This window comes from Kosmotoga sp. DU53 (assembly GCF_001639905.1).
Lineage (GTDB): Bacteria > Thermotogota > Thermotogae > Petrotogales > Kosmotogaceae > Kosmotoga > Kosmotoga olearia.
Map to the genome: position 1 here is coordinate 29,973 of NZ_JGCK01000021.1, position 21,512 is coordinate 51,484.

Genomic DNA, 21,512 nt, shown 5'->3' on the forward strand with positions numbered 1-21,512 from the left:
TAAGCCCCCTAACCAGGTAAGTATCTCTCTCTCAAATATATCATTAACGATGGTATAAAAATCATAAGCTTTAAAATGAGGATTAAAGAAAGCAAAAAGAAAGGTTCGTCTGAACCTTGGGGAAGTTGCTCAAATTTTGAAGATATGATTTATGTGTATCTAAAAGTCCACGCCTGAAGACAATATAACGTTGGAATATGGAGTAGCTTCTCCCGTTCTAATATACGCTTTCGAACTCACAGCAGCGATTTTCTTAAACTCCGAATGTTCAACGTAATCAACTGCCGCGTCCGAAAAAAGCTTTAATATAGCATTGTGCATTTCCGGGTTTTTATCCACGATTTCTTTCGCTAAAATTATTTTCTCTATAATAAGTTCCTCTCGCAACGCTTTGAGAACATCGATCAACCTGGGAAAACCTTTGATAATCGACAAATCTACGACTTTAGCGCCGTCAGGTATTGGGAAACCACAGTCACAAACTGTTATTCTGTCCATATGCCCCATTTCCGCAGCTATTCTGGCAATCTCCCTGTTTATAATTCCGCTGCGCTTCATATCTTCACCCCGCGTTCATCAAGGAAGAACCTGACCTCTTCAAGTGTTGGACAGGACGGTTGTGCCCCCATCCGTGTAACTGAAATTGCAGCAGCGGCACTCGCAAATTTAACTGCTTCAATCATGTCGAGCCCATTTTCGATAGCCACCGCGAGAGCTCCATTAAACGTATCGCCAGCAGCGGTTGTATCCACTGCATCAACCTTGAAAGCATCAAGAGAGAATTCACCAAGTTCTCCAGAGAAGATAGTTCCTTTCTCACCAAGTTTCAACAGTACATTTTTACAGCCAAGTTTCTTCAATTCCTTAATCAGCATTTCTGGCGGCAAATCACCTACCAGTGAAACTGCTTCCGACTCGTTCGGAGTGATTATGTCAACGTACTGAAAAATCTCTTTCGTTATACCTTTCGAAGGTGCTGGATCGAAAATAACGAGTTTTCCCGCTTCATGAAACAAACGAGCAACATGAAAAGTTGCAGAGAATGGAATCTCATTCTGCAACAAAAGCACGTCTGCTTTCAAAAGCTCATCTCTCGCAGCTTCTACAACACTTTCAGTAAGATAATCGTTTGCACCGGGATAGATTACTATCCGGTTGTTACCCGAAGCTTCAACTTCAATTATCGCCATGCCATTGGAAGAATCAACTCTCTTAATTCCTTTCTCTAAGCCTGCTTTTTTCAAGCTTCCAACGGCAAACTGCGCATTTCCATCATTGCCTACACATGTCAGGAAATAAACCTCTGCTCCTAACTTTTTAGCAGCTACTGCTTGATTGGCTCCTTTTCCACCAGGAAAATAATTCAGTGTTGTGCACTTTTGAGTTTCACCAGCGCGCGTGAAATGGTCAACCGTGAGAACTACATCAACATTGTTGCTTCCGACTACTGCTATCATACGAATCCCTCCACAAAAAACGGAGGGGGGGACATTCCCCCTCCTTTTTCATTATTCATTCACAACAAGTTTTAGATCAACAGGGATATAAATAGAGCCTGTTGTTAAGTACTCGAAGGCTTTGAGAACTGCAAGCTCTCCCATCTTGTAAGGTTGCTGGGCAATGGTCGCAGCCATTTCGCCTTTTTTGACTGCTTCAACAGCATCATCGATGGCATCAAAACCAACTACGTAGATCTTTCCAAGCAGTCCGGCTGCTTTGATCGCCTCAATCGCTCCAAGTGCCATTTCATCGTTCTGGGCAAAAACGGCGTCGATGTCTGGATGTGCCTGAAGAATGTTTTCCATAACTATTAACCCTTCCGCTCTGTTGAAGTTAGCGGTCTGTTTTGCTACCAGCTTTATCCCGGGGTATTTTGCTATAGCTTCTTCAAAACCTTTTCCGCGATCTCTCGCAGCGGAAGTTCCAACTATACCTTCCAGTTCAACGACCTTACCTTTTCCACCAAGAAGTTTCGCCACAAATTCACCGGCCATCCTTCCACCGGCAACGTTATCAGAAGCGATGTGGCAAACAACCTTTCCACCATTGGAAGCTCTGTCAACTGTTATCACAGGAATGCCGGCATCGTTTGCTTCCTCAACTGCCGTTACGATTGCATCACTGTCAGTTGGGTTGATGATTATCAGATCTAGACGTTGTTGAATGAAGTCTTCGATATCGCTGAGCTGTTTCGCCGGGTTGTCCTGAGCATCTGCAACGATAACTTCTACCCCCAATTTACCTGCCATGTCCAGCGCACCGTCTCTCAACGTAACAAAGAACGGGTTGTTGAGTGTCGAAAGAGACAGACCTATTCTGTAAGTTGCTCCCAATGCGAAGACTGACACCAAAAGCAATAAACTGAATAACACCAGTACCTTTTTCATACTTAACCCTCCCCTATCAGAATAGGGGCATATAGCCCCTTTTATTTCTGACCCGCACGTTCAGCCATAACGGCGAGCAGTATTACTGCACCTTTTACAGCTTGCTGGTAGAATGGTGAAACATTCACCAGGTTCATCCCGTTGTTTATAATCCCCATTACCAGAGCCCCAAATAGTGTTCCAATTATCGAACCCTTACCACCTGAAAGGCTTGTTCCTCCCAAAACGACCGCCGCTATCGCATCGAGTTCGTACCCCATTCCGAATATCGGTTGAGCACTATTCAACCTTGCTGTTAAAATCAGTGCACTCAATGCTGAAAGAAGACCGCTAATCATATAAATAATTACCTTGTAACGGTCAACCTTGACGCCGCTCAGCCTTGTGGCTTCTTCATTCCCACCTATTGAATACGTATATAACCCGAGTTTTGTATTTGTCAAAATGTAGAATCCCGCGACGAAAACCCCTGCCATTATATAAATTGGAATCGGTACTTGGAGCCATTCACCTCTACCAAATTCTCTGAAAGCAGCGGGTAACCCGGTTATTGGTCTACCCTGCGTGTAAACCTGTGTGAAACTTCTCGCAATTGCCATTGTGGAAAGTGTTACAATGAAAGGCTGAAGCTTCATTCGTGCGATTATAAAACCGTTGAATGTTCCCATAGCGGCTCCGACACCGAGGGCGGCAAGCACACCCCAAAGTATCGAACCGCCCTTCAAAATCGAAGCTCCCACAACTGCCGAAAGGGCAAAAACAGAGCCTACCGAAAGGTCTATCCCACCAGACAATATCACGAAGGTCATACCAAAAGCCATGATTGCATTTATGGAAATCTGCCTGAGAACATTCAGAAAGTTTGACAGCGTCAGGAATCGGTCAGACAAAATGCTGAATAAAATCACGATTCCTAGAAAACCTACTATTATGGGGAATTTTCTGAAAAAGTCAATGATTTTCTTCAACATTCTCTTCAGCCTCCCATAGCAGCAGCTATAATTTTTTCCTGACTCATTTCTGAACGTTCAAAAACTTCCCTTTGCTTTCCCCGGTGCATAACAAGCACCCTATCACTCATTCCCATAATTTCTGGAAGTTCTGAGGAAATCATTATAATACCAACCCCCTGGTTTGCCAGTTCATTCATGAGCTTATAAACCTCGACTTTGGCTCCAACATCTATTCCTCTAGTGGGTTCAACAAAAATGGCCAATTTTGGTTTCCTTAAAAGTCCTTTTGCGAGAACAACCTTTTGCTGGTTACCACCCGAAAGATTCGATACTCTTTGCTTAATAGAAGGCGTCTTCACTTCAAGTCGATTTACCATATCATTCGTGATCCTCTTACCCTCTTTCCAATTCAAATGCCCTAACTTGGAGATAAACTTTGTATTCTGGAGGACAACATTCTCCAGTATATTCAGGACGAGCACCAAACCCTGACTTTTTCTATCTTCCGGTACGAGGATCACTCCTTTTTCGAGAGCGATATCCGGTCTGCTTGGAATCGGATAATCTTTTCCAAGAAGTTTACATTCTTTCGCAGTTGCCTTTAAGCCCCCATAGATCCCCATTGCGATCCCGCTTTTACCGCTCCCGACAAGCCCGGCGATCCCGAATATTTCACCTTTCCTGACATTGAAACTCACATTATGTACATAACCCGGTACATTGAGCTCCCGAACCTCAAAAATGATTTCATCAGAAACTTTGTTTTCTTTGGGGAACATATTTTCAATCTTTCGTCCTACGACATCCGTAATGAGACGTTCTCTGGTGTAATTGGAGATTTCGTCGGAAGAGATCCTCTGACCATCTCTTAAAACAGTAACCGTATCAGCAATTTCAAACACTTCTTCCAATCTATGGGATATAAAAATTATCGAAACGCCTCTCTTTTTAAGATTCCTCACATGATCAAAGAGCATTTTTGTTTCATGGTCAGTAAGCGTTGCCGTGGGTTCATCCATAACTATGATACGTGCGTTGGTTGCGAGGGCTTTTGCGATTTCAACTAACTGTTTTTCCGAAACATTTAGGTCTTTAACAAATTCCGTTGCGGATATAGAAAAACCAAGCTTTTTTAGTAACTCGGAAGCCCGTCTGTAAATATTTTTCTTCCGTAAATTGAACCAGCTTCCTCCTTCATTCCCAAGATATATATTTTCCGCAACCGTAAGATCCTCAACGAGATTCAATTCCTGATAGATCACCGAAATTCCCGCCCTGATAGCCTGAATTGGGCTGGTAAAATTGATAGGCTTTCCATCAAGAATTATTTCCCCTTCATCTGGAGTGTGCACTCCACTTAAAATCTTTATTAAGGTAGATTTCCCCGCTCCATTTTCACCAACAAGAGCGTGTATTTCCCCATGTTTTAACCGGAAATCTACCTTATTTAGAGCAAGTACACCAGGGAAACGCTTTGTAATTCCTTTCATTATCAGGATGGGCTCATTTTCTTTCACGGGTACTCCCCCTAATCTCAAGGGTTGTTTCCAAAAGAACTACATCATTCTTAATCTCCTCGTTGATCGCGCTGATTAATAATTCAGCCCCGACACGCCCCATTGAATAAGCGTCCTGCCTGACTGTTGTCAAAGGCGGCCGACTCATCCTTGAAAACAGTATGTCATCAAATCCCGTAACAGAAACGTCTTGCGGTATCCGAAATCCCCGCCTTTCAAGTTCAACCATTGCCCCAAAAGCTATCATGTCATTTCCGCAGACAACAGCATCTGGAATATGTTTTAGCTTTTTAACCATTTCAACGCCGCTTTCATAAGTGTACTCTCCAAAAACAATTTCAAAATTGAGGTCGTTTCTGCCTTCAACAGTATCTTTAAACGCTTTGAGCCTTTCTTTGGCTGAATGAATGATTGGATCACCACTTAAAAAGACGAAGGAACGATGCCCGGTCTCTATAAGGTAATTCATTAATTTCTTGATACCGCCATAGTTATCAGAAGCAACGCATGAAATAGTTGGACGATTTACAATGTTATCCATCAAAATAGTTGGGATCTTTTTGGAGATCGCAGAATCTATCAGTGGATTGTTCTCTTCAAGGGTTATTGCGATTAACCCATCTATCTTCCTTGAATAGAATGTGGCAAGAAGCTCGTTTTCTTTTTCTCTCGTCCCCGGAAGAACTGCAGAGTAAAATAATATACCCGAGAGACTTCAAAAAATCTTCTGCCCCTTTCACCATAGAGGAAAAGAAAGGATTAACAATATCCGGAATCAAAAACCCTATTGTTTTTGTTTGGCCTTTTCTAAGGCTTTGAGCAACTCTATTGGGATGATATCCGAGCTCTCTGGCGGATGTTAGAACTTTTTCTACCAACTCTTCGCTAACAAAGGAAGTTTTGTTGAAAACCCTTGAAACGGTGGCTATCGATACTCCTGCATGCTTTGCAACATCCCTGATACTCACATGTTTTGACTTCATTTTCCCCTCCTGAAAACGTTTACGTAAACGTTTACATGAAGTATTTAAGCATACCCATGGATTCAAAATCAACTTTGTTCATCTTCATTAGTAGCTAATTTTTTCTATCCTGGGAGATTTATCCTTAATTAAATGAACCATCCTCATTATCTCAAATTAAAAGAAGAGTACCATTGTTGACTGTATTCACAAGTTGCTGTGCTATATTTATATTGATAATAACAATGTTTTAATCGTCTGCTGATATGTATCGGTTTTACACTTTCTAAAAACCATTATTTGTTAACCTGAAATACACATGTTGAATGTTGAAACTATAAGAATATCTCTCAATTCTAAGGAAGTTCTAAGCTCTTTATAAAGCTGTTCTAAGTTTTAATCTGTAATCTATAAGTGTAGCAAGGAATTACAAACTTTAACCCAGGGAGGTTGATAGTATGAAAAAAAGTATTCTAGTTTTGTCACTTGTGATAATAGTTGTAGGAGTAAGTTTTGCAGGAATTACTCTTAATGCTTCTGAAGTAGACAGTGTTTTATTCATGGTTGAAGAAGAGAAATTAGCTAGAGACGTTTATCTAACACTCTACGACAAATGGGGGCTTATAACCTTTTCCAACATTGCCAGAAGCGAACAACGCCACGTAGATGCTGTTAAATACATCATTGAAAAATACGGCCTTGAAGATCCAACTATTGACGAGATAGGCGTCTTCAAAAATGAAGAACTGCAGGCACTTTACACCCAGCTGGTAGAAACAGGAAGCAAATCACTCGTAGATGCAATAAAAATTGGACTTCTCATCGAGGAACTGGATATAAAAGACTTGAAGGAAAGAATCGAAGCCACAGACAATGGAGATATAATCACTGTGTTTAACCTTCTCATGGATGGATCAGAAAATCATTTCAGAGCTTTCTACTCACTGTTGCAGAGATTCTCAACTGAAGATTACACGCCTCAGTACATAACGATTGAAGAAATGCAGGAAATCCTCTCCGGCACAAATGAAAGAGGAGGAATGGGGTATCGCCCGTTCTGAGAGCAGGTAAATAAAAAACGGGAACGCTAAAGGCGTTCCCGTTTTTTCATTTTACTCTACCTTTAGACTTCTTAACCCTAAAATTAAAAGCGGTATTGAAAACAAAACGTACGTTACAAGAATACCCGGATTTTCCATTCTTTGAACATAAAAATACGTCACGACACCAAGAAAAACGAAGAAAAAGATTCCAGGCCAACGCCACTTTCTTGATAACTCAGTAAACAGAAGAATCAACAAACCCGGAATCGATTCCATCAGGGTTTCGAACGAAAAACCATGCGAAATCAAAGCAAAGAGTACGAGTATAAGTCCCATTATCCTTCCTACATACGTTATTACCCCTTCTCGCGAAAACGTCAGGGAAGCAAACAATGCGGCTTTGGTTACCAGCGGGACAATCACAAAAATTATTAACAAATCCCAGCTCAGATCTATTTTCATCGTAAACAACAGCATCGCAAGGAGTACCGTTATTATAAGCGTTATTGTAGAAGACAAACCATCGTTAGCTAGTTCCCGTTCATCGAGATCTTTAAGAACACCAAAGAATCTCAGAATGGGACGGATAAAAATTCCAACTCCCAGGAAAACGAACCACGGATTCACTTCCAGCGCCAACCAGAGCATCAAAACAAGAACCCCAATATTGAAGAGAAGGGTATAAACCTTTGTTCTCATATCCAATCACCTTCCTCCAATTCAAATAACTCCTCAACGGAACAGCCAAGAACCTTCGCTATCTTCAGAGCCAGTTTAACCGAAGGATTAAACTTTCCTTTTTCGATATAAATGATCGTCTGTCTGGTTACCCCTACCCTTCTGGCAAGTTCCTCTTGAGTTATTTTCCCTTTTGTAATCCTGACTTTCTTGATATAGTTCACCATAATATCCCTCCCGTATCATCGTACATTTTTCTTTACTTTAAGTCAAGTATTGTTTACACAACAATCATTGTCTAGACTGTACAAAATTGTTTCTTTTGATGATATGACAGCAGATTACAAAATTTTCTCTTTATCTCGTAGAATTTTTATTTTGCTGTACTCTTATCGTATAATTTCTTTATATTTAACAGCAATGGTTTAAAGAAGAATGAAGTTAGACACGAATTTCTTATTCTAAATGAACTGTTGGAGGTGTGAGCTATGTTGAAGAACATCCCAAGAGTAATTTCTCCAGATCTAATGACTGTACTCATGAAAATGGGACATGGCGATGAGATCGTTTTGGTAGATGCGAATTTTCCGGCTGAATCTTTAGGCCCACAAGTTGTTAGAGCCGATGGTCTTGGCATTCCAGAACTCCTTGAAGCAATTCTAACCTTTCTCCCATTAGATACCTTTGCAGATATAAACGTTGTTTTTATGGACAATGGAAAAGAGGAAAAACCACCCATATGGAAAGAGTTCACGAAAGTTCTTGAAGCTTCTGGCGAAAAGGTAAAACTGAAAGCAGTAGATAGATTCGAATTTTATGACCTGGCAAGAAAAGCATATTGCATAGTGGCCACTGGTGAAACTGCATTGTATGCAAATATCATTCTCAAAAAAGGAGTAGTAATATTTTAATGCTGTTTATCGATGACTTCAGCGAAGAAGCTGTAAAACTGGTAGAAAATCCTGTCTTTTCCGGTTTGACCACGAATCCAACGATTTTGAAAAGGGACAGGCCAAATCTTACCATGCTGGAAGTCGTGGTTCTACTGGAAAAAATCCCGGGAACAATGCACTTCGTTCAGGGAAGCGTAAAAAACACTGAATGGATACAGTTTTTAGCAGAACTGATTGAAACCGGAAAGATAACCGCTTCCAAGTTTGTAATTAAACTTCCATGGGAGCCGAGTATCGCAGCACCTATCTCCAAACAGTTGAAGAAGATGGGATTGAAAACCTGTGCCACTGCCGTTTACTCTCTCAGACAGTACTACACAGCTTTAGCCGCTGGTGTGGATTATGTCGCGGTTTATTTTGACAGGATGAAACGCTCCGGAATAGATCCTGTAAAATGGATTCAGGAAATGTTGAAAATAGGTGCTAACACCAATAGTTCTCCAAAGATTCTCGCAGCGAGTATCAAGGAACTTCAGAGTGCTTATGAACTCATTACTATCGGGGTCGATTCACTCACCATACCTTTGAAGCTTGCTAAAGAATTCATCAAAGGTGATTTCCCGATGAACGATCTTGAGATCTTTGAAAATGAATTCAGGATGTGAGGCTGGGCTATGGTGAATCCTGTATTATGCGCTGGAGAAGTTTTGCTTGACTTCTTATCCAAGAACCCCGGAGCCGGTCTTGGTGAAACCACACTCTTTGAAAAAAGGCCCGGAGGTTCTCCCTTCAACATCGCGGTGGGATTGCGAAGACTCGGGGTACCCGTGGCATTTCTTGGAAAGGTGGGAACAGACGAATTCGGAGACGCGCTTTTCTCATACCTTGCTTCTGAGGGAATCGAAACCCGTTTCGTTGTCAGAAGCCCCGGTACAAAAACCTCTCTTGCCTTCGCTGCGATAGACAAGCACGGAAAACCCGTATTCAGATTTTACCGTGACAACGCCGCGGATGTGAGCTTAAAGATAACGGAAATCCCGGATATCAATCCACAAGATTTCTCTCTGTACCACTGCGGATCAATATCCTTACTGGAGGAACCTTCAGCGAGTACTTACCTGGAAATCTTCAGGCGATTCGTAAAATCCGACGTAAAAACATCTTTTGATCCAAATATAAGAAGAAGCCTTATAAAGAACGAAAAGAACTACCGAATGTTATTGAATGAAATTATTTCCAATGCCGATATTATCAAATTGAGCGATGAGGATCTGGAATACATAACAGGCGAAAATAACCCGGAAAAAGCTGTCAATAAACTTCTTACAAAAAACGATGCCGTTATATTCGTGACCCTCGGAAGTAAGGGTTCGTTGGTTTGCAAGGACAAAGAGATTTCCCATGTTCCCGGTTATAACGTCAAGGTTTTAGAAACAACAGGATGCGGGGATTCATTCATGGCAGCTGTTTTATCCCATATATACAAACTAAACAGTGAAGAATTTGTGCGGTTATCTATCATGGAGCTTGAAAAAATAGCAAAGTTTGCCAATGCCGAAGCTGCCATTGTAGCTACCAGATATGGTGCCGCAAATTCAATGCCGTATAAACAGGAGGTCGAAACATTCCTTTTTGAACAAAAAAGCTGAGGTGGAAATTTATGAAGGGCTTTCTCGCGATAGACATAGGAGCGTCCGGTGGAAAAAGTCTCCTTGGTGTCTTTCATCGGAAAAAATTAGAGTTGATAGAAATTCATAGGTTTCCCAACATTCCTGTCGAGATAAATGGTTATACATACTGGGATGTACTTTATTTATACAATAATGTACTTGAAAGCATAAAAAAAGCAGCAAAAGTTTCGGAGGTGGAACTTGAAACTGTTGGTATCGATACATGGGGAGTTGATTTTGGCCTTTTGGATAAAGCCGGTTTTTTAGTGGGTAATCCCTTTCATTATCGTAATATGTTCAAAACCGATGTCATGGAACGTGTTATAGATGAAGTGGGAAAAGAATGGATTTTCAAGCGTGCACCTGCACAGTTCAAGCCATTCAATACGCTTTATCAGTTGATAGCATTAAAAGAAATGTCGTCTCCTTATTTGAAGAGTGCACACACATTACTTATGATTCCATCTTTGTTGAGTTATTTTCTTACCGGGAAAAAAGTCATAGAATTTACCATTGCAACAACAACTCAGTTATACAATCCGCATCACAACACCTGGGATAAAGAAATCATGGAGGTTTTTGGAATTCCAGATATTTTACCCCGGGTTGTTTCATCAGGAACAATCCTCGAAATCATCAACTCGAAAAACTTCAAATGGCTGAAAAACAATGTAAAAATAGTTCTTCCGGCTTCTCACGATACTGGTTCTGCGGTTGCTTCAATACCGGATGATAAATACAGAATGATGTTTATCAGTATCGGTACCTGGGCTGTAGAAGGGGTTTTTCTTGACAAACCTATGATAACCGAAAAGGTAATCCAGTTAAATTTTGCAAATGAAGGATGTTATGATGGGCGTTATAGGTTGTTGCAAAATATAACAGGATTGTGGTTAATTCAGAGATTATTGAGAAAATGGAAGGAAAAAAGGCACAATCTAAATTATAAAACTCTAGAGGAATTAGCGAGAAACGCATCTCCGTTTCAAGGTATGATTGATCCTGATTCTCATGAATTTCAAAATCCAGATGATATGGAAGCAGCGATTATAAAAAATTCCAGGAGATTTTCAGGCAAGACTCTTCAGAGTGATGGTGAGGTAGTTAGAACAGCTCTGGAAGGAATCGCATTAAAAACGAGACTAATAAAGGACCAGCTTGAAATGCTTACGGGTAAGAATTTAGATAAGGTCCACATGATAGGAGGTGGAGTAAGAAATAGATTGTTGTGTCAGTTAATCGCCAATGCAACAAACTTACCTGTTGAAACTGGTCCGATTGAAGGTACAGCTACTGGAAGCATAATTGTTCAAATGATTGCTGCTGGTCATCTTAAAAACCTGGAAGAAGGTCATGAAATAATTCGTAGATCCTTTGATTTCGAAATCTTTGAACCACAGCAAGAGCAATATTGGAATGATATGTATGAAAAATGGAGGGAACTAAGAGCGGCTTCGAAACAGATTCTTTAGTATACAAAAGACACTATGGTTCAGCTTAAATGAGTCCTTTAAATAAAGACAATCCAGGTTTTTCGATCATCGAAGGCCTTCAAGAACGAAGTTTTCCATAAATGGGAGGGATTGTATGGATCTTTTAATGGGGATAGATATAGGAACCAGCTCAACAAAAGCCATTGTGACCGACTCTAATGGAAAAGAAATTGCCTCTGCAAGTACAGGGTATTCTATAAGAACGCCAAAACCTTTATGGGCAGAATGTGACGCAGAAACCTGGTTTGAAGCAGTTATAAAAGTAATGAAGAAAATAGGAGAAACGATTGATGCCGGAACTATTAAGGCAATTGCGATAAGTGGTTTATATGGCGGAGCGGGAGTACCGCTTGACCATGAAATAAATCCCGTTTATCCAACCCTTATCTGGATGGATAAACGTGCCGTCGAACAAACGAAGTGGGTTAAGGCAAACATAGACAATAACAAACTATTCGAAATTACCGGTAATACAGTCGACCCATACTATGGCTTCACGAAAATCATGTGGATACGAGACAACGAGCCAGATGTATGGAAAAAAATTGCTTTATTTTTGCCACCAAAAGATTACGTGATTTACAAACTTACAAACCAGATTTCGACAGATTTTTCTTCTGCGGGTAATATTGGCGGCATTTTCGATTTAAAAAAGCGAGCCTGGTCAAAAGAACTTTTGGAAGAGCTGGATATCCCGGAAAATATAATGCCGGAGAGAATTGAGTCCTCTGAAACAACTGTAGGTAGACTCACAAAGGAAATGGCACAGGTAACAGGTTTTAAAGAAGGAACTCCAATTGTATCTGGTGGTGTTGATGCAGCTGTGGCTACGCTGGCGTCTGGAGTTTGCAAAACAGGTGAGAATACCGCGATGATAGGAACATCTATGTGCTGGGGCACAATTCATAACGGCGACCATCTTGATTGGCATTTTGTGAATTTTCCTTATGTTGTTAGAGGTAAAGAGCTCGTGTATACCTTCGGGGGTGCTACAACCGCTGGTGCGATAATAGAATGGCTCAAAAAGAGTTTTAGCGGGAAAGATTTAAAAGAACTTGAAGCGATGGCTGAAAAAATTGAACCAGGTTCGGAAGGCCTAACCGTATTACCATTCTTCATGGGTGAAAGGGCCCCACTGTGGGATATGGACATTCGTGGGTGTCTCTACGGACTCAGCTTGAGCCACGGTGAAGGTCACCTTTATAGAGCGTTCTTAGAGGCGATTGCCTATATATTAAGGCTCAATATTGAAGTGGCAAAAACCGCTAAAATACCGATAAACAACAAAACGGGAGTAGTCGGTGGAGTTGCCAGCAGCTCTCTGTGGTTGAAAATAGCCGCCTCCGTGTTGAATCGCGAGGTTCTTTCATACCCCATATCTTTCGATGCTCCTTATGGAGATTGTTTCCTGGCAGGATTAGCTATAGGTCTTTTTGAAGATATGAAAGAGATAAAGAAATGGTTGCCAGAAGAAAAAATAACGAAACCTGAATCAAATTGGGTACCCATGTACGATGAAGCATACAACAAATTCAAAAGACTTTACGACGGTATAAAAACAAGTGTTTTATGAAAAGATAGGTACTTCATTTATTCCATATCGTAGTTTTTTAGAACAAAAAACGGAGGATTTTTACGATTAAATCGAAAATGTTCCTGACAACAGGAACATGTTCTTTGTTTGTGTACTCCAGTTACTTCTCCAATGTAGTAAAAGTCTCCGGGTATATCTGAACTTTTTTATATTCTCCAGAATTGGATCCATCTTCTCAAATAGTTTTACTTTCTATATATGATGATAATGATGATTTTTTCTTATTCCCACTGTAAAGTTCAACTTCTTGATTTTCTGTAAATTTACTGCTATTATCAGATACGAAGAGGTGATACGAATGCGCGAAAAAAGGCTGGAGGGAATTCTCGAAATACTGTCAAGTGCCGAACAACCAATAAGTGGATTGGAACTCGCAGAAAAACTCAATGTGAGTAGGCAGATGATCGTCAGAGATATTGCAACCCTCAGAAATGCAGGGCATGAAATCCTTTCAACCGCTCATGGATATCTCTTAAAAAAACAGAAAACCGTTAAGAAACTGGTTGCCGTTGCACACGGTAGTGAGAACATCATGGATGAACTTTTAACCATTGTGAGAAACGGCGGAAGTGTTGTGGATGTGATCGTTGAACATCCTGTTTATGGCGAATTGAAGGGAAATATAGGTGTGAGTACAGAAGAAGATGTCATCAGATTCATTTCACTACTCAAAGGTAGCAGTGCATCACCACTTCTGGCAGTCTCGAAAGACGGAATACATCTTCATACGATTGAGGCTCCAAATCAAAAAATCATGGATACAATCATAAAAAATCTGGATGAGAAGGGTTATCTGCTCAAATAACGTAACAATTTTGGAGGTGGTATGGATGATCATCGATAAAGTTGTGGAAAAATACGTGTCCCGCGCCAGGCAATTGAGAATTCTTCTTGTGACATCGCTTGAATGGATGCTTGTAGCGGCTGGTGTGATGGTGTTGTCATTAACACTCCCGTCGATACTCAAAGAACTTCCAGGCGCTGCAGAGCTCAAAGGTACCATAGCGAGCTCCGTCTTCATGGGGATGCTTGTGGGAGCTTTGAGTTCCGGTTTTATCTCCGATATTTTTGGAAGAAAAGTGGGCAATATCATGTTTCTGGTTTTAGCAGGGCTATTTTCCGGTTTAACGGGGGCTTCTTCCGATGGGACGAATTTCATCATCAACCGTTTTTTAGCAGGGGTTGGTTACGGCGGGCTCTTACCGGTTGTCAACGCCTATCTGACTGAATTCACGGCCATAAAAATACGGGGGCTTTATCTGACACTGCTTGAAGCCAGCTGGGCTATTGGAAGTATTCTGCTGGGGGTTTATACCATTTTGACACTGGGCGTGTTTGGTTGGAGAGCGTCCTACTACCTCCTCACTCTGGTTTCTTTGCCGCTTCTCGCTGTGGTCTCCCTTCTTCCCGAAAGCCCAAAGTTCGCCTATATGAGAGGGGGCAGGAGAGCTCTAGAAAAAGCTCTCGGAACAAAGATAGATGAGAAAGTAGAAATGCACAAAATAAAGAAAGTTCCTTTTCTCGAGATCCTGTCGAAGCGCTTTGCACCTCGTACACTGATGGTCTGGTTTAGCTGGTTCACCGTTAGTTTTATTTACTACGGCCTCTTCATCTGGGCCCCGAAGATCTTCCGTTCCAAGGGAATCGCTCCGGGGAATGCCCTCATGTACACATTCTTTATGTTGATGATGCAGCTTCCTGGTTATTTGCTTGCTGCATACCTTATTGAAAGAATAGGACGAAAGAAGAGCATCATGTTCTTCTTTAGCGGAACCGCTGTATCCGCACTGCTTCTTGCAGCTGTCAATAGCCAGGGAATGCTCCTGTTTTCAAGTGTCGTAATGTCCGTTTTCTGTCTTGGCGCCTGGGGAATGGTTTATGCCTACACACCGGAACTCTATCCTACCGAGATGCGCGGCCTGGGAAATGGTTCGGCCGGAGTGATGGCAAGAATCGCTGGAATCATAGCTCCCTATTATACCGCCTTCATGATGGATAAAACCGGTTCTATTACCTGGGTCATGATCCCCATGTCACTGCTGGCTATAACGACTGTTATCCTGAACGCCACTTTTGGAATCGAAACCCGGGGAAAACCCGTAGAATAACACCTCCAATTAAAAAAAGGAAATGGGGACAATACTGTCCCCGTTTTTTATTGATGAAAACCTGATTGCTTCTTTTTGAAGGAGGTGCTCTTCCTCCATGCAATTCTGTGAAATCATGGTATCATTTTATGAGAGATATGAGAGGAGGGATAGAATGCTCTACTTCTCAGAACCCGGTGAACATAATACTGATGCTGTACTCGATCTGGTATTTGAAACGGCTGTTAAAGAAGGCATAAGACACGTGGTCCTTCCTTCTACCCGGGGAAAAGTAGCAACAAAGGCACTTGAAATGGTACCGGAAGATATCGATCTGGTTATCGTTACCCATAGCGTTGGATTCAGAAAGTCCGGAGTTGACGAATTTGATCCTGAGGTAAGGAAGCTATACGAAAACACCAGACACAAAATACTCACAACAACACATCTTTTCAGAGGACTGGAAGGCTATTTTTATAAGAAGTTTGGAGGAGTTTATCCTCCGCAGTTTTTCGCTGCTGCTTTGAGACTTTTCGGCGAAGGAACAAAGGTAGCTGTGGAAATCGCTCTTATGGCTGCTGATGCAGGATTGATACCGATAGATCAGTGGGTTATCTCTGCTGGTGGTACCGGAAAAGGGCTCGATACCGCATACATTCTAAAAGCTTGTAACACCAGAGACCTTTCTGAATTCCGTTTTGGAAGGTTGCTGGCTATTCCATCAGAATTTTATTCACGAAGGAGTTGATTAAATGAGAGCAATAATAATTGTTCTTGACAGTGCAGGTATTGGTGAAATGCCTGATGCTGAAAAATACGGAGACAAAGGCTCAAATACCTTTGGCAACACAGCCAAAGCGGTTGGCGGGCTTCACATGCCCAACTCACAAAGGCTTGGCCTCGGGAATCTAACGGATATTCTCGGCGTACCACCAACAGACCACGCACTTGGAGCTTACGGTAGAATGCTTGAGAAGAGCCCCGGGAAGGATACAACCACGGGACACTGGGAATTCATGGGTATCATTTTAGAAAAGCCCTTTGACATGTTTCCAAATGGATTCCCGCCTGAAATTATAGAGCCCTTCGAAAAAGAGACTGGAAGAAAGGTCATAGGTAACAAGCCCGCTTCGGGGACAGAGATAATCAAGGAACTCGGTCGGGAACACGAGAAAACCGGAGCGCTCATCGTTTACACATCCGCCGACAGTGTTTTCCAGATAGCCGCTCATGAGGAAATTGTTCCTGTTCCTGAGCTCTACAAATACTGTGAAATTGCGAGAAAGATCTTGAATGAGAGTGGATACAAGGTCGCCCGTGTCATTGCGAGACCTTTCATAGGTGAGTGGCCAAATTATACGAGGACTCCAAGAAGGCACGACTATTCCCTCCCACCTGAAGGAAAGATCGCACTCGAATATCTCGTTGAAAACGGGGTTCCCGTTTACGCGGTGGGAAAAATAAACGACATCTATGATGGCCACGGAATTACCGAATATGTTAAGACAAAGGATAACATGGACGGAGTGGACAAAACCCTCGATTACATAAGGAAAGTTGATAAAGGCCTCATATTCACTAACCTGGTTGACTTTGATATGAAATACGGCCACAGAAACAACCCTGAAGGCTATGCTAAAGCACTGGAAGAATTCGATGCGCGGCTTCCAGAAATTATTGGAACGATGAGGCCAGATGACGTTCTCTTCATCACAGCTGATCATGGCTGTGACCCAACGACCCCTTCCACGGATCATTCGAGAGAAAAGGTTCCTCTACTAGTCTATGGAAGGCATGTGAAAGAAAATGTATTCCTTGGAGAGCGCGAAACCTTCGCGGACCTTGGACAAACCATTCTCGATCTCTTCGGAGTCGAGCCAATGGAAAACGGTACCAGTTTCAAAAAAGAAATTCTCGATTGACCTTTTTCTTGCTTCACGTTATAATATCCATCGTGTGGGGTCGTAGCGCAGTCGGGAGCGCGTCGCCTTCGCAAGGCGAAAGTCGTGGGTTCGAATCCCATCGACTCCACCAATGATAAAAGGGGGAGCGAAAGCTCCCCCCTCTTTATGTTCTCCATTTTTCCTTCTAATAGCCTCTATTTAAGGTTCAAATGTTTCCGTAGATAATAGCCTGTGTAGCTCTTTTTACAGGCCGCTACCTCTTCAGGGGTTCCCGCAACAACGATCTGCCCGCCACCATCTCCGCCTTCGGGGCCAAGATCGATTATGTAATCGGCATTTTTTACCACGTCCATGTTGTGCTCAACGACAACAACGGTGTTTCCTTTTTCCACAAGCCTTCCCAGAACCTTAACAAGTTTTGAAACGTCATCGAAGTGCAGCCCGGTTGTCGGTTCGTCGAGGATATAGAAAGTCCTGCCAGTTGAGCGTTTCTTCAACTCCGCGGCGAGCTTTATCCTCTGCGCTTCCCCACCGGAAAGGGTTGTAGCCGGCTGTCCAAGCGCTATATAGCCAAGCCCGACATCGTTCAGAAGCGAAAGAATTCTTTGCAAAGGCGGTATCCTTTCAAAGAATTCAAGCGCCTCTTCAACCGTCATGTTCAACACATCGGCGATGTTCTTTCCCTTATACTCGATTTCAAGGGTCTCCTTGTTGTACCTTTTACCTTTACAGACATCACACTCCACATAGACATCCGGGAGGAACTGCATCTCAATCTTCAGCAATCCGTGCCCCTGACAGGCTTCACACCGGCCGCCTTTGACATTGAATGAAAATCGGCCTTTCTTGTAACCCCTTGCGCGAGCCTCCGGTGTTTTCGCAAAGAGATCCCTGACATGGTCAAAAAGACCGGTGTAGGTTGCCGGATTGGATCTCGGGGTTCTCCCGATGGGGCTCTGATCTATCACGATGACATTATCGAGTTCCTCTACACCTATAATATCGTCATATTTACCTTCGGGAAGCCGCGACCTGTTCAACCGATTGCTCAGTGCGGGATAAAGGGTATCCATTACGAGGGAGCTTTTTCCGCTTCCGGAAACACCGGTCACGCAGATGAACTTTCCAAGCGGGAACTCAACGTCTATGGACTTCAAATTGTTTTGTCTTGCGCCTTTCAAGATCAATTTCTTTTTGGCCTTAACGTTTCTACTGTCAAATCTGGGGATTTTAAGCTCGCCCCTTAAATATTTTCCCGTCAATGAATTTTCTGGCGGGTTGTCCAGCAATTTTTTGGTTGGGCCCTGAAAGACAACCTCTCCTCCATGAATCCCGGCTTTAGGGCCTACATCGACTATGTAGTCTGAGTTTCTAATGACCTCTTCATCGTGTTCAACAACTATCACCGTGTTCCCGAGATCCCGGAGATTTTTCAGGGTCTTAATCAATCTCGCGTTATCCCTGGAATGCAAGCCTATGGTTGGCTCATCCAGCACATAGGTTACGCCGGTCAATCCTGAACCTATCTGCGTGGCAAGCCGGATTCGCTGCGCTTCCCCACCGGAAAGGGTAGTAGCCGAACGGGACAGCGTTATATAATCCAGCCCCACATCTATAAGAAACTTCAAGCGCCTTTTGATCTCCCTGAGCAATTCACCGACGATCTTTTCCTGATGCTCCGTTAACTTTAATTCCCCAAGAAAATCGTATATCTCGCGGATAGTTAGGTCAGATAGCTCGGAGATATTTTTGCCGTCTATTTTTACAGCAAGCGCTTCTGCCCTCAAACGCTGACCGTGACAGCGGGGGCATTCCTGAGTCACCATAAATTTGCTTTCCATCCATTCGCGAATATCCCCGGATTGGGTTTCCCTGTACCGTCTCTTGAGGTTGTTCATAACCCCTTCAAAGGGTTTTCTTATCTTGTATGAGAGCCTTTCAGACTGGAATGAGAAGCTGAGCTCTTCTCTCGTGCCGTAGAGAATGACCCTTTGAGCTTCTTCGGAAAGATCCTTGAAGGGTTTATCGGGGCTCTCCCCGAGCCATTCCAGAACCCGCATGATCATCCTCATGGTAAAACTATCGAAGGAATTAGAAAAGGCACGGATAGCTCCATCTCTTATACTAAGCTCCCTGTCGATTACAAGCTCTTCGGAAAACTCCCTTGTGAACCCGAGACCGTGACACTCCGGACAGGCTCCATAGGGATTGTTGAAAGAGAAAATCTTTGGGTTGATTTCCGGGAGACTTATCCCGCATACGGGACAGGCAAAATGTTCGCTGAATATCTTCTTCTGAAGATTGTCGAGATTCACTATCTCGACGAATCCGTTACCCTCATGGAGCGCCATCTCTATACTGTCAGCGAGCCTCGATTTATTCTCTTCCCTGACCTTCAACCTATCCACCACCAGATTGATGGTGTGGCGCTTGTTTTTATCCAGAGAGAGCTCATCTTCGAGGTCGTATATGATCCCGTCTATCTCTATTCGTACATACCCTTTTTTCTTGAGGAGATCCAGTTCCTTTTTGAACTCCCCTTTCTTTTCCTTAGCAATGGGAGCATAAACAGCTATTCTGGTGCCTTCAGGAAAATCCCTGGAAACATGTTCAAGAATTTCATCCAGCGATTGCTTTTCAACGGGCCTTCCGCATTTTGGACAGTGGGGTTGGCCGATTCTCGCGTAGAGAATACGCAGATAGTCGTGAATCTCCGTAACCGTTCCCACCGTCGAACGCGGGTTGTGGCTCACCGTTTTCTGTTCTATAGCAATCGCCGGCGAAAGGCCTTCGATGCTCTCAACATCCGGCTTCTTCAGCTCTCCAAGGAACTGCCTGGCGTAGTTTGAGAGGGATTCCAGGTAGCGCCTCTGCCCCTCAGCGTAAATTGTGTCCAGAGCAAGGGAAGACTTCCCGGAACCCGAAAGCCCAGTGATAACCGTCAGTGAATTCTTCGGAATTTTAACGTCTATGTTTTTAAGGTTATGTACCCTTGCACCTTTCACATAGATAAAGTCATTCATTGCTACAGTCCTCCAGCACCTCCACGATCCTTTCTACTATTTCAGAAACCTTTCCTTCGTCCATGCCTTCCACCATAACCCTTATATAAGGCTCCGTACCGGAAGGCCTTACCACAATCCTCAAGGTTCTGTCCTCTTTCAGCTCTTCAAGAAGCTTATGTAAATCCTCGCATTCCATAACCGCTTTTTTATCTACAACGGGAACGTTTTTAAGCAGCTGGGGAAATTTGGGGAAGTTCTCGTAGAATTCCCTTAGATCCGTCCCCAGAACGGCAAGAGAATTCAAGGTCTCAAGAGAGGTAATCAGACCGTCTCCTGTAGTGCTTCTATCGAAAAAGATTATATGCCCGGATTGTTCGCCGCCAAGCGTGGAACCGGTTTCTATCATCTTTTCCAGCACGTATTTATCTCCAACACGGGTTCTCAGAAGCTTCATTCCCCTGCTTTCAAGGAACTTCTCGAAACCCAGGTTCGACATCACGGTGGCAACCACCGTGTTGTTTTTCAAACGGCCTTCCCTGTGCAACTTGTCGGCATTCAACGCCATGAGCATATCACCATCTATGAGCGTTCCACCCGGAAGAACAAAGAGACACCTGTCGGCATCACCGTCGAAAAGGACACCGATATGATCGTCATCCAGCTTTTTCCCCAGGGTCTTCGGATGGAGAGAACCACAACCGTCGTTTATATTTATGCCGTTTGGTTCAAAGAAGGTATAATCGGCCACAATCCCGAGCCGGGAATATACCTCCTTGAGCACCGTCGTTATGGCACCGTTAGCACCATCGACTATAAGGGAGTTGTTTCGAAACGCCTTCCCGGAGAACATGCTGACGACATGTTCTATGTATTCTTCCCTGTAAGAATCCTTTGAGCATATCTTTCCCACTTCAGAATAAACCGTGTAGTTCATAGGCATGGCCATAAGATTTTCCAGTTCAACCTCAACCTCGTCAGGGATTTTCATTCCCCTTTCCAGAACCTTTATGCCGTTATAAACAGCGGGGTTATGCGAAGCGGATATCATTACTCCTATCGTGTCGTATTTCCTCGTTATATATGCCAACGCCGGTGTGGGCATTACGCCGGCATATTCCACGTTGATCCCGGCAGAACTTGCGCCAGCAGCCAGGGCACTCTCCAGAAGATCCGCGGAGCTCCGTGTGTCTTTAGCGATTATCAAGACGTCGTATTTACCGGCAAAATACCTACCGATCGCGTTCCCTAATTTAAGCGCCAGTTCCACGGTGAGCTCTTCATTAACGATTCCTCTTATCCCGTCAGTTCCAAAGAGTTTCTTCACAA

The 21,512-nt window shown here is 43.0% G+C and carries 21 protein-coding genes and 1 tRNA gene; 11 read left to right on the plus strand and 11 right to left on the minus strand.

Going from position 1 to position 21,512, the window contains the following annotated elements; genetic code table 11:
* Positions 1 to 159: 159 nt before the first annotated feature.
* From rbsD to DU53_RS12735, 7 genes are read right to left on the minus strand one after another with little or no spacing between them, the layout of a single operon-like run.
* On the minus strand, positions 160 to 558 hold the full coding sequence (rbsD, locus tag DU53_RS03070; protein ID WP_012745100.1) for a D-ribose pyranase: 399 nt from the start codon (positions 556 to 558) through the stop codon (positions 160 to 162).
* Positions 555 to 1,457, minus strand: coding sequence for a ribokinase (gene rbsK, locus DU53_RS03075; RefSeq protein WP_063727408.1), 903 nt, complete (start codon positions 1,455 to 1,457; stop codon positions 555 to 557). The genes rbsD and rbsK overlap by 4 nt, the downstream gene beginning before the upstream one ends.
* 51 nt (positions 1,458 to 1,508) lie before the next feature.
* Positions 1,509 to 2,387 (minus strand): ribose ABC transporter substrate-binding protein RbsB, encoded by an 879-nt coding sequence (gene rbsB, locus DU53_RS03080; RefSeq protein WP_012745102.1) that lies wholly within the window; start codon positions 2,385 to 2,387, stop codon positions 1,509 to 1,511.
* Positions 2,388 to 2,428: 41 nt separating this feature from the next.
* The gene (locus DU53_RS03085) at positions 2,429 to 3,358 is read right to left on the minus strand and encodes an ABC transporter permease (RefSeq protein WP_012745103.1); all 930 of its coding nucleotides are present in this window, start codon (positions 3,356 to 3,358) and stop codon (positions 2,429 to 2,431) included.
* Positions 3,359 to 3,363: 5 nt separating this feature from the next.
* A complete protein-coding gene (locus DU53_RS03090; RefSeq protein ID WP_153020811.1) occupies positions 3,364 to 4,857 on the minus strand; it encodes a sugar ABC transporter ATP-binding protein in 1,494 nt (497 codons plus the stop codon).
* On the minus strand, positions 4,844 to 5,560 hold the full coding sequence (locus DU53_RS12730; RefSeq protein ID WP_369816068.1) for a LacI family DNA-binding transcriptional regulator: 717 nt from the start codon (positions 5,558 to 5,560) through the stop codon (positions 4,844 to 4,846). Before DU53_RS12730 ends, DU53_RS03090 begins: the two co-directional genes overlap by 14 nt.
* Positions 5,454 to 5,840 carry a LacI family DNA-binding transcriptional regulator gene (locus DU53_RS12735; protein WP_235599678.1) on the minus strand — a complete coding sequence of 129 codons (387 nt, stop codon included), beginning with the start codon at positions 5,838 to 5,840 and terminating at the stop codon, positions 5,454 to 5,456. Before DU53_RS12735 ends, DU53_RS12730 begins: the two co-directional genes overlap by 107 nt.
* Positions 5,841 to 6,277: 437 nt before the next feature.
* Here DU53_RS12735 and DU53_RS03100 point away from each other — a divergent pair, with 437 nt between their 5' ends.
* Entirely contained in the window at positions 6,278 to 6,880 is a 603-nt protein-coding gene (locus tag DU53_RS03100) for a DUF2202 domain-containing protein (RefSeq protein ID WP_063727410.1), read from the plus strand.
* 51 nt (positions 6,881 to 6,931) lie between these two features.
* On the opposite strand, the gene DU53_RS03105 is transcribed toward DU53_RS03100, so the two are convergent.
* Together DU53_RS03105 and DU53_RS03110 are read right to left on the minus strand one after the other, a co-directional pair.
* Positions 6,932 to 7,567: a hypothetical protein gene (locus DU53_RS03105; RefSeq protein ID WP_063727412.1), complete on the minus strand. Its 636-nt coding sequence runs from the start codon at positions 7,565 to 7,567 to the stop codon at positions 6,932 to 6,934.
* Entirely contained in the window at positions 7,558 to 7,767 is a 210-nt protein-coding gene (locus DU53_RS03110; RefSeq protein ID WP_063727414.1) for a helix-turn-helix transcriptional regulator, read from the minus strand. The genes DU53_RS03105 and DU53_RS03110 overlap by 10 nt, the downstream gene beginning before the upstream one ends.
* A 261-nt stretch (positions 7,768 to 8,028) precedes the next feature.
* Here DU53_RS03110 and DU53_RS03115 point away from each other — a divergent pair, with 261 nt between their 5' ends.
* The 10 genes from DU53_RS03115 to DU53_RS03160 all read left to right on the plus strand — a co-directional run bounded on the left by DU53_RS03115 (position 8,029) and on the right by DU53_RS03160 (position 17,311).
* Positions 8,029 to 8,451 (plus strand): RbsD/FucU family protein, encoded by a 423-nt coding sequence (locus tag DU53_RS03115; protein ID WP_063727416.1) that lies wholly within the window; start codon positions 8,029 to 8,031, stop codon positions 8,449 to 8,451.
* Entirely contained in the window at positions 8,451 to 9,098 is a 648-nt protein-coding gene (locus DU53_RS03120) for a transaldolase family protein (RefSeq protein ID WP_063727418.1), read from the plus strand. The genes DU53_RS03115 and DU53_RS03120 overlap by 1 nt, the downstream gene beginning before the upstream one ends.
* Positions 9,099 to 9,107: 9 nt before the next feature.
* Positions 9,108 to 10,082: a carbohydrate kinase gene (locus tag DU53_RS03125; protein ID WP_063727420.1), complete on the plus strand. Its 975-nt coding sequence runs from the start codon at positions 9,108 to 9,110 to the stop codon at positions 10,080 to 10,082.
* 11 nt (positions 10,083 to 10,093) lie between these two features.
* Positions 10,094 to 11,575 (plus strand): rhamnulokinase family protein, encoded by a 1,482-nt coding sequence (locus DU53_RS03130; protein ID WP_063727422.1) that lies wholly within the window; start codon positions 10,094 to 10,096, stop codon positions 11,573 to 11,575.
* Positions 11,576 to 11,690: 115 nt separating this feature from the next.
* The gene (locus DU53_RS03135) at positions 11,691 to 13,169 is read left to right on the plus strand and encodes an FGGY-family carbohydrate kinase (RefSeq protein WP_063727424.1); all 1,479 of its coding nucleotides are present in this window, start codon (positions 11,691 to 11,693) and stop codon (positions 13,167 to 13,169) included.
* A gap of 319 nt (positions 13,170 to 13,488) precedes the next feature.
* Positions 13,489 to 13,995: a transcription repressor NadR gene (locus DU53_RS03140; RefSeq protein WP_063727425.1), complete on the plus strand. Its 507-nt coding sequence runs from the start codon at positions 13,489 to 13,491 to the stop codon at positions 13,993 to 13,995.
* A 25-nt stretch (positions 13,996 to 14,020) separates the two neighbouring features.
* Positions 14,021 to 15,298, plus strand: a complete 1,278-nt coding sequence (locus DU53_RS03145; protein WP_012744560.1) for an MFS transporter — start codon at positions 14,021 to 14,023, stop codon at positions 15,296 to 15,298.
* Between the two features lie 154 nt (positions 15,299 to 15,452).
* Positions 15,453 to 16,025 (plus strand): pyruvate kinase alpha/beta domain-containing protein, encoded by a 573-nt coding sequence (locus tag DU53_RS03150; protein ID WP_012744561.1) that lies wholly within the window; start codon positions 15,453 to 15,455, stop codon positions 16,023 to 16,025.
* Between the two features lie 4 nt (positions 16,026 to 16,029).
* On the plus strand, positions 16,030 to 17,199 hold the full coding sequence (locus tag DU53_RS03155) for a phosphopentomutase (protein WP_012744562.1): 1,170 nt from the start codon (positions 16,030 to 16,032) through the stop codon (positions 17,197 to 17,199).
* 36 nt (positions 17,200 to 17,235) lie between these two features.
* Positions 17,236 to 17,311 (plus strand) — tRNA-Ala (locus DU53_RS03160).
* Between the two features lie 64 nt (positions 17,312 to 17,375).
* Here DU53_RS03160 and uvrA read toward each other — a convergent pair.
* Complete coding sequence (gene uvrA / locus DU53_RS03165; protein ID WP_012744563.1) at positions 17,376 to 20,204, minus strand: excinuclease ABC subunit UvrA; 2,829 nt, start codon at positions 20,202 to 20,204, stop codon at positions 17,376 to 17,378.
* On the minus strand, positions 20,197 to 21,510 hold the full coding sequence (gene glmM / locus DU53_RS03170; protein WP_012744564.1) for a phosphoglucosamine mutase: 1,314 nt from the start codon (positions 21,508 to 21,510) through the stop codon (positions 20,197 to 20,199). The genes uvrA and glmM overlap by 8 nt, the downstream gene beginning before the upstream one ends.
* Positions 21,511 to 21,512 lie beyond the last annotated feature (2 nt).

What these genes read in the sequence shown, in the direction of transcription:
- rbsD (WP_012745100.1), bottom strand. Translation starts at nt 558, where the DNA reads ATGAAGCGCAGCGGAATTATAAACAGGGAGATTGCCAGAATAGCTGCG.
- rbsK (WP_063727408.1), bottom strand. Translation starts at nt 1,457, where the DNA reads ATGATAGCAGTAGTCGGAAGCAACAATGTTGATGTAGTTCTCACGGTT.
- rbsB (WP_012745102.1), bottom strand. Translation starts at nt 2,387, where the DNA reads ATGAAAAAGGTACTGGTGTTATTCAGTTTATTGCTTTTGGTGTCAGTC.
- DU53_RS03085 (WP_012745103.1), bottom strand. Translation starts at nt 3,358, where the DNA reads ATGTTGAAGAAAATCATTGACTTTTTCAGAAAATTCCCCATAATAGTA.
- DU53_RS12735 (WP_235599678.1), bottom strand. Translation starts at nt 5,840, where the DNA reads ATGAAGTCAAAACATGTGAGTATCAGGGATGTTGCAAAGCATGCAGGA.
- DU53_RS03100 (WP_063727410.1), top strand. Translation starts at nt 6,278, where the DNA reads ATGAAAAAAAGTATTCTAGTTTTGTCACTTGTGATAATAGTTGTAGGA.
- DU53_RS03110 (WP_063727414.1), bottom strand. Translation starts at nt 7,767, where the DNA reads ATGGTGAACTATATCAAGAAAGTCAGGATTACAAAAGGGAAAATAACT.
- DU53_RS03115 (WP_063727416.1), top strand. Translation starts at nt 8,029, where the DNA reads ATGTTGAAGAACATCCCAAGAGTAATTTCTCCAGATCTAATGACTGTA.
- DU53_RS03120 (WP_063727418.1), top strand. Translation starts at nt 8,451, where the DNA reads ATGCTGTTTATCGATGACTTCAGCGAAGAAGCTGTAAAACTGGTAGAA.
- DU53_RS03125 (WP_063727420.1), top strand. Translation starts at nt 9,108, where the DNA reads ATGGTGAATCCTGTATTATGCGCTGGAGAAGTTTTGCTTGACTTCTTA.
- DU53_RS03130 (WP_063727422.1), top strand. Translation starts at nt 10,094, where the DNA reads ATGAAGGGCTTTCTCGCGATAGACATAGGAGCGTCCGGTGGAAAAAGT.
- DU53_RS03135 (WP_063727424.1), top strand. Translation starts at nt 11,691, where the DNA reads ATGGATCTTTTAATGGGGATAGATATAGGAACCAGCTCAACAAAAGCC.
- DU53_RS03140 (WP_063727425.1), top strand. Translation starts at nt 13,489, where the DNA reads ATGCGCGAAAAAAGGCTGGAGGGAATTCTCGAAATACTGTCAAGTGCC.
- DU53_RS03145 (WP_012744560.1), top strand. Translation starts at nt 14,021, where the DNA reads ATGATCATCGATAAAGTTGTGGAAAAATACGTGTCCCGCGCCAGGCAA.
- DU53_RS03150 (WP_012744561.1), top strand. Translation starts at nt 15,453, where the DNA reads ATGCTCTACTTCTCAGAACCCGGTGAACATAATACTGATGCTGTACTC.
- DU53_RS03155 (WP_012744562.1), top strand. Translation starts at nt 16,030, where the DNA reads ATGAGAGCAATAATAATTGTTCTTGACAGTGCAGGTATTGGTGAAATG.
- uvrA (WP_012744563.1), bottom strand. Translation starts at nt 20,204, where the DNA reads ATGAATGACTTTATCTATGTGAAAGGTGCAAGGGTACATAACCTTAAA.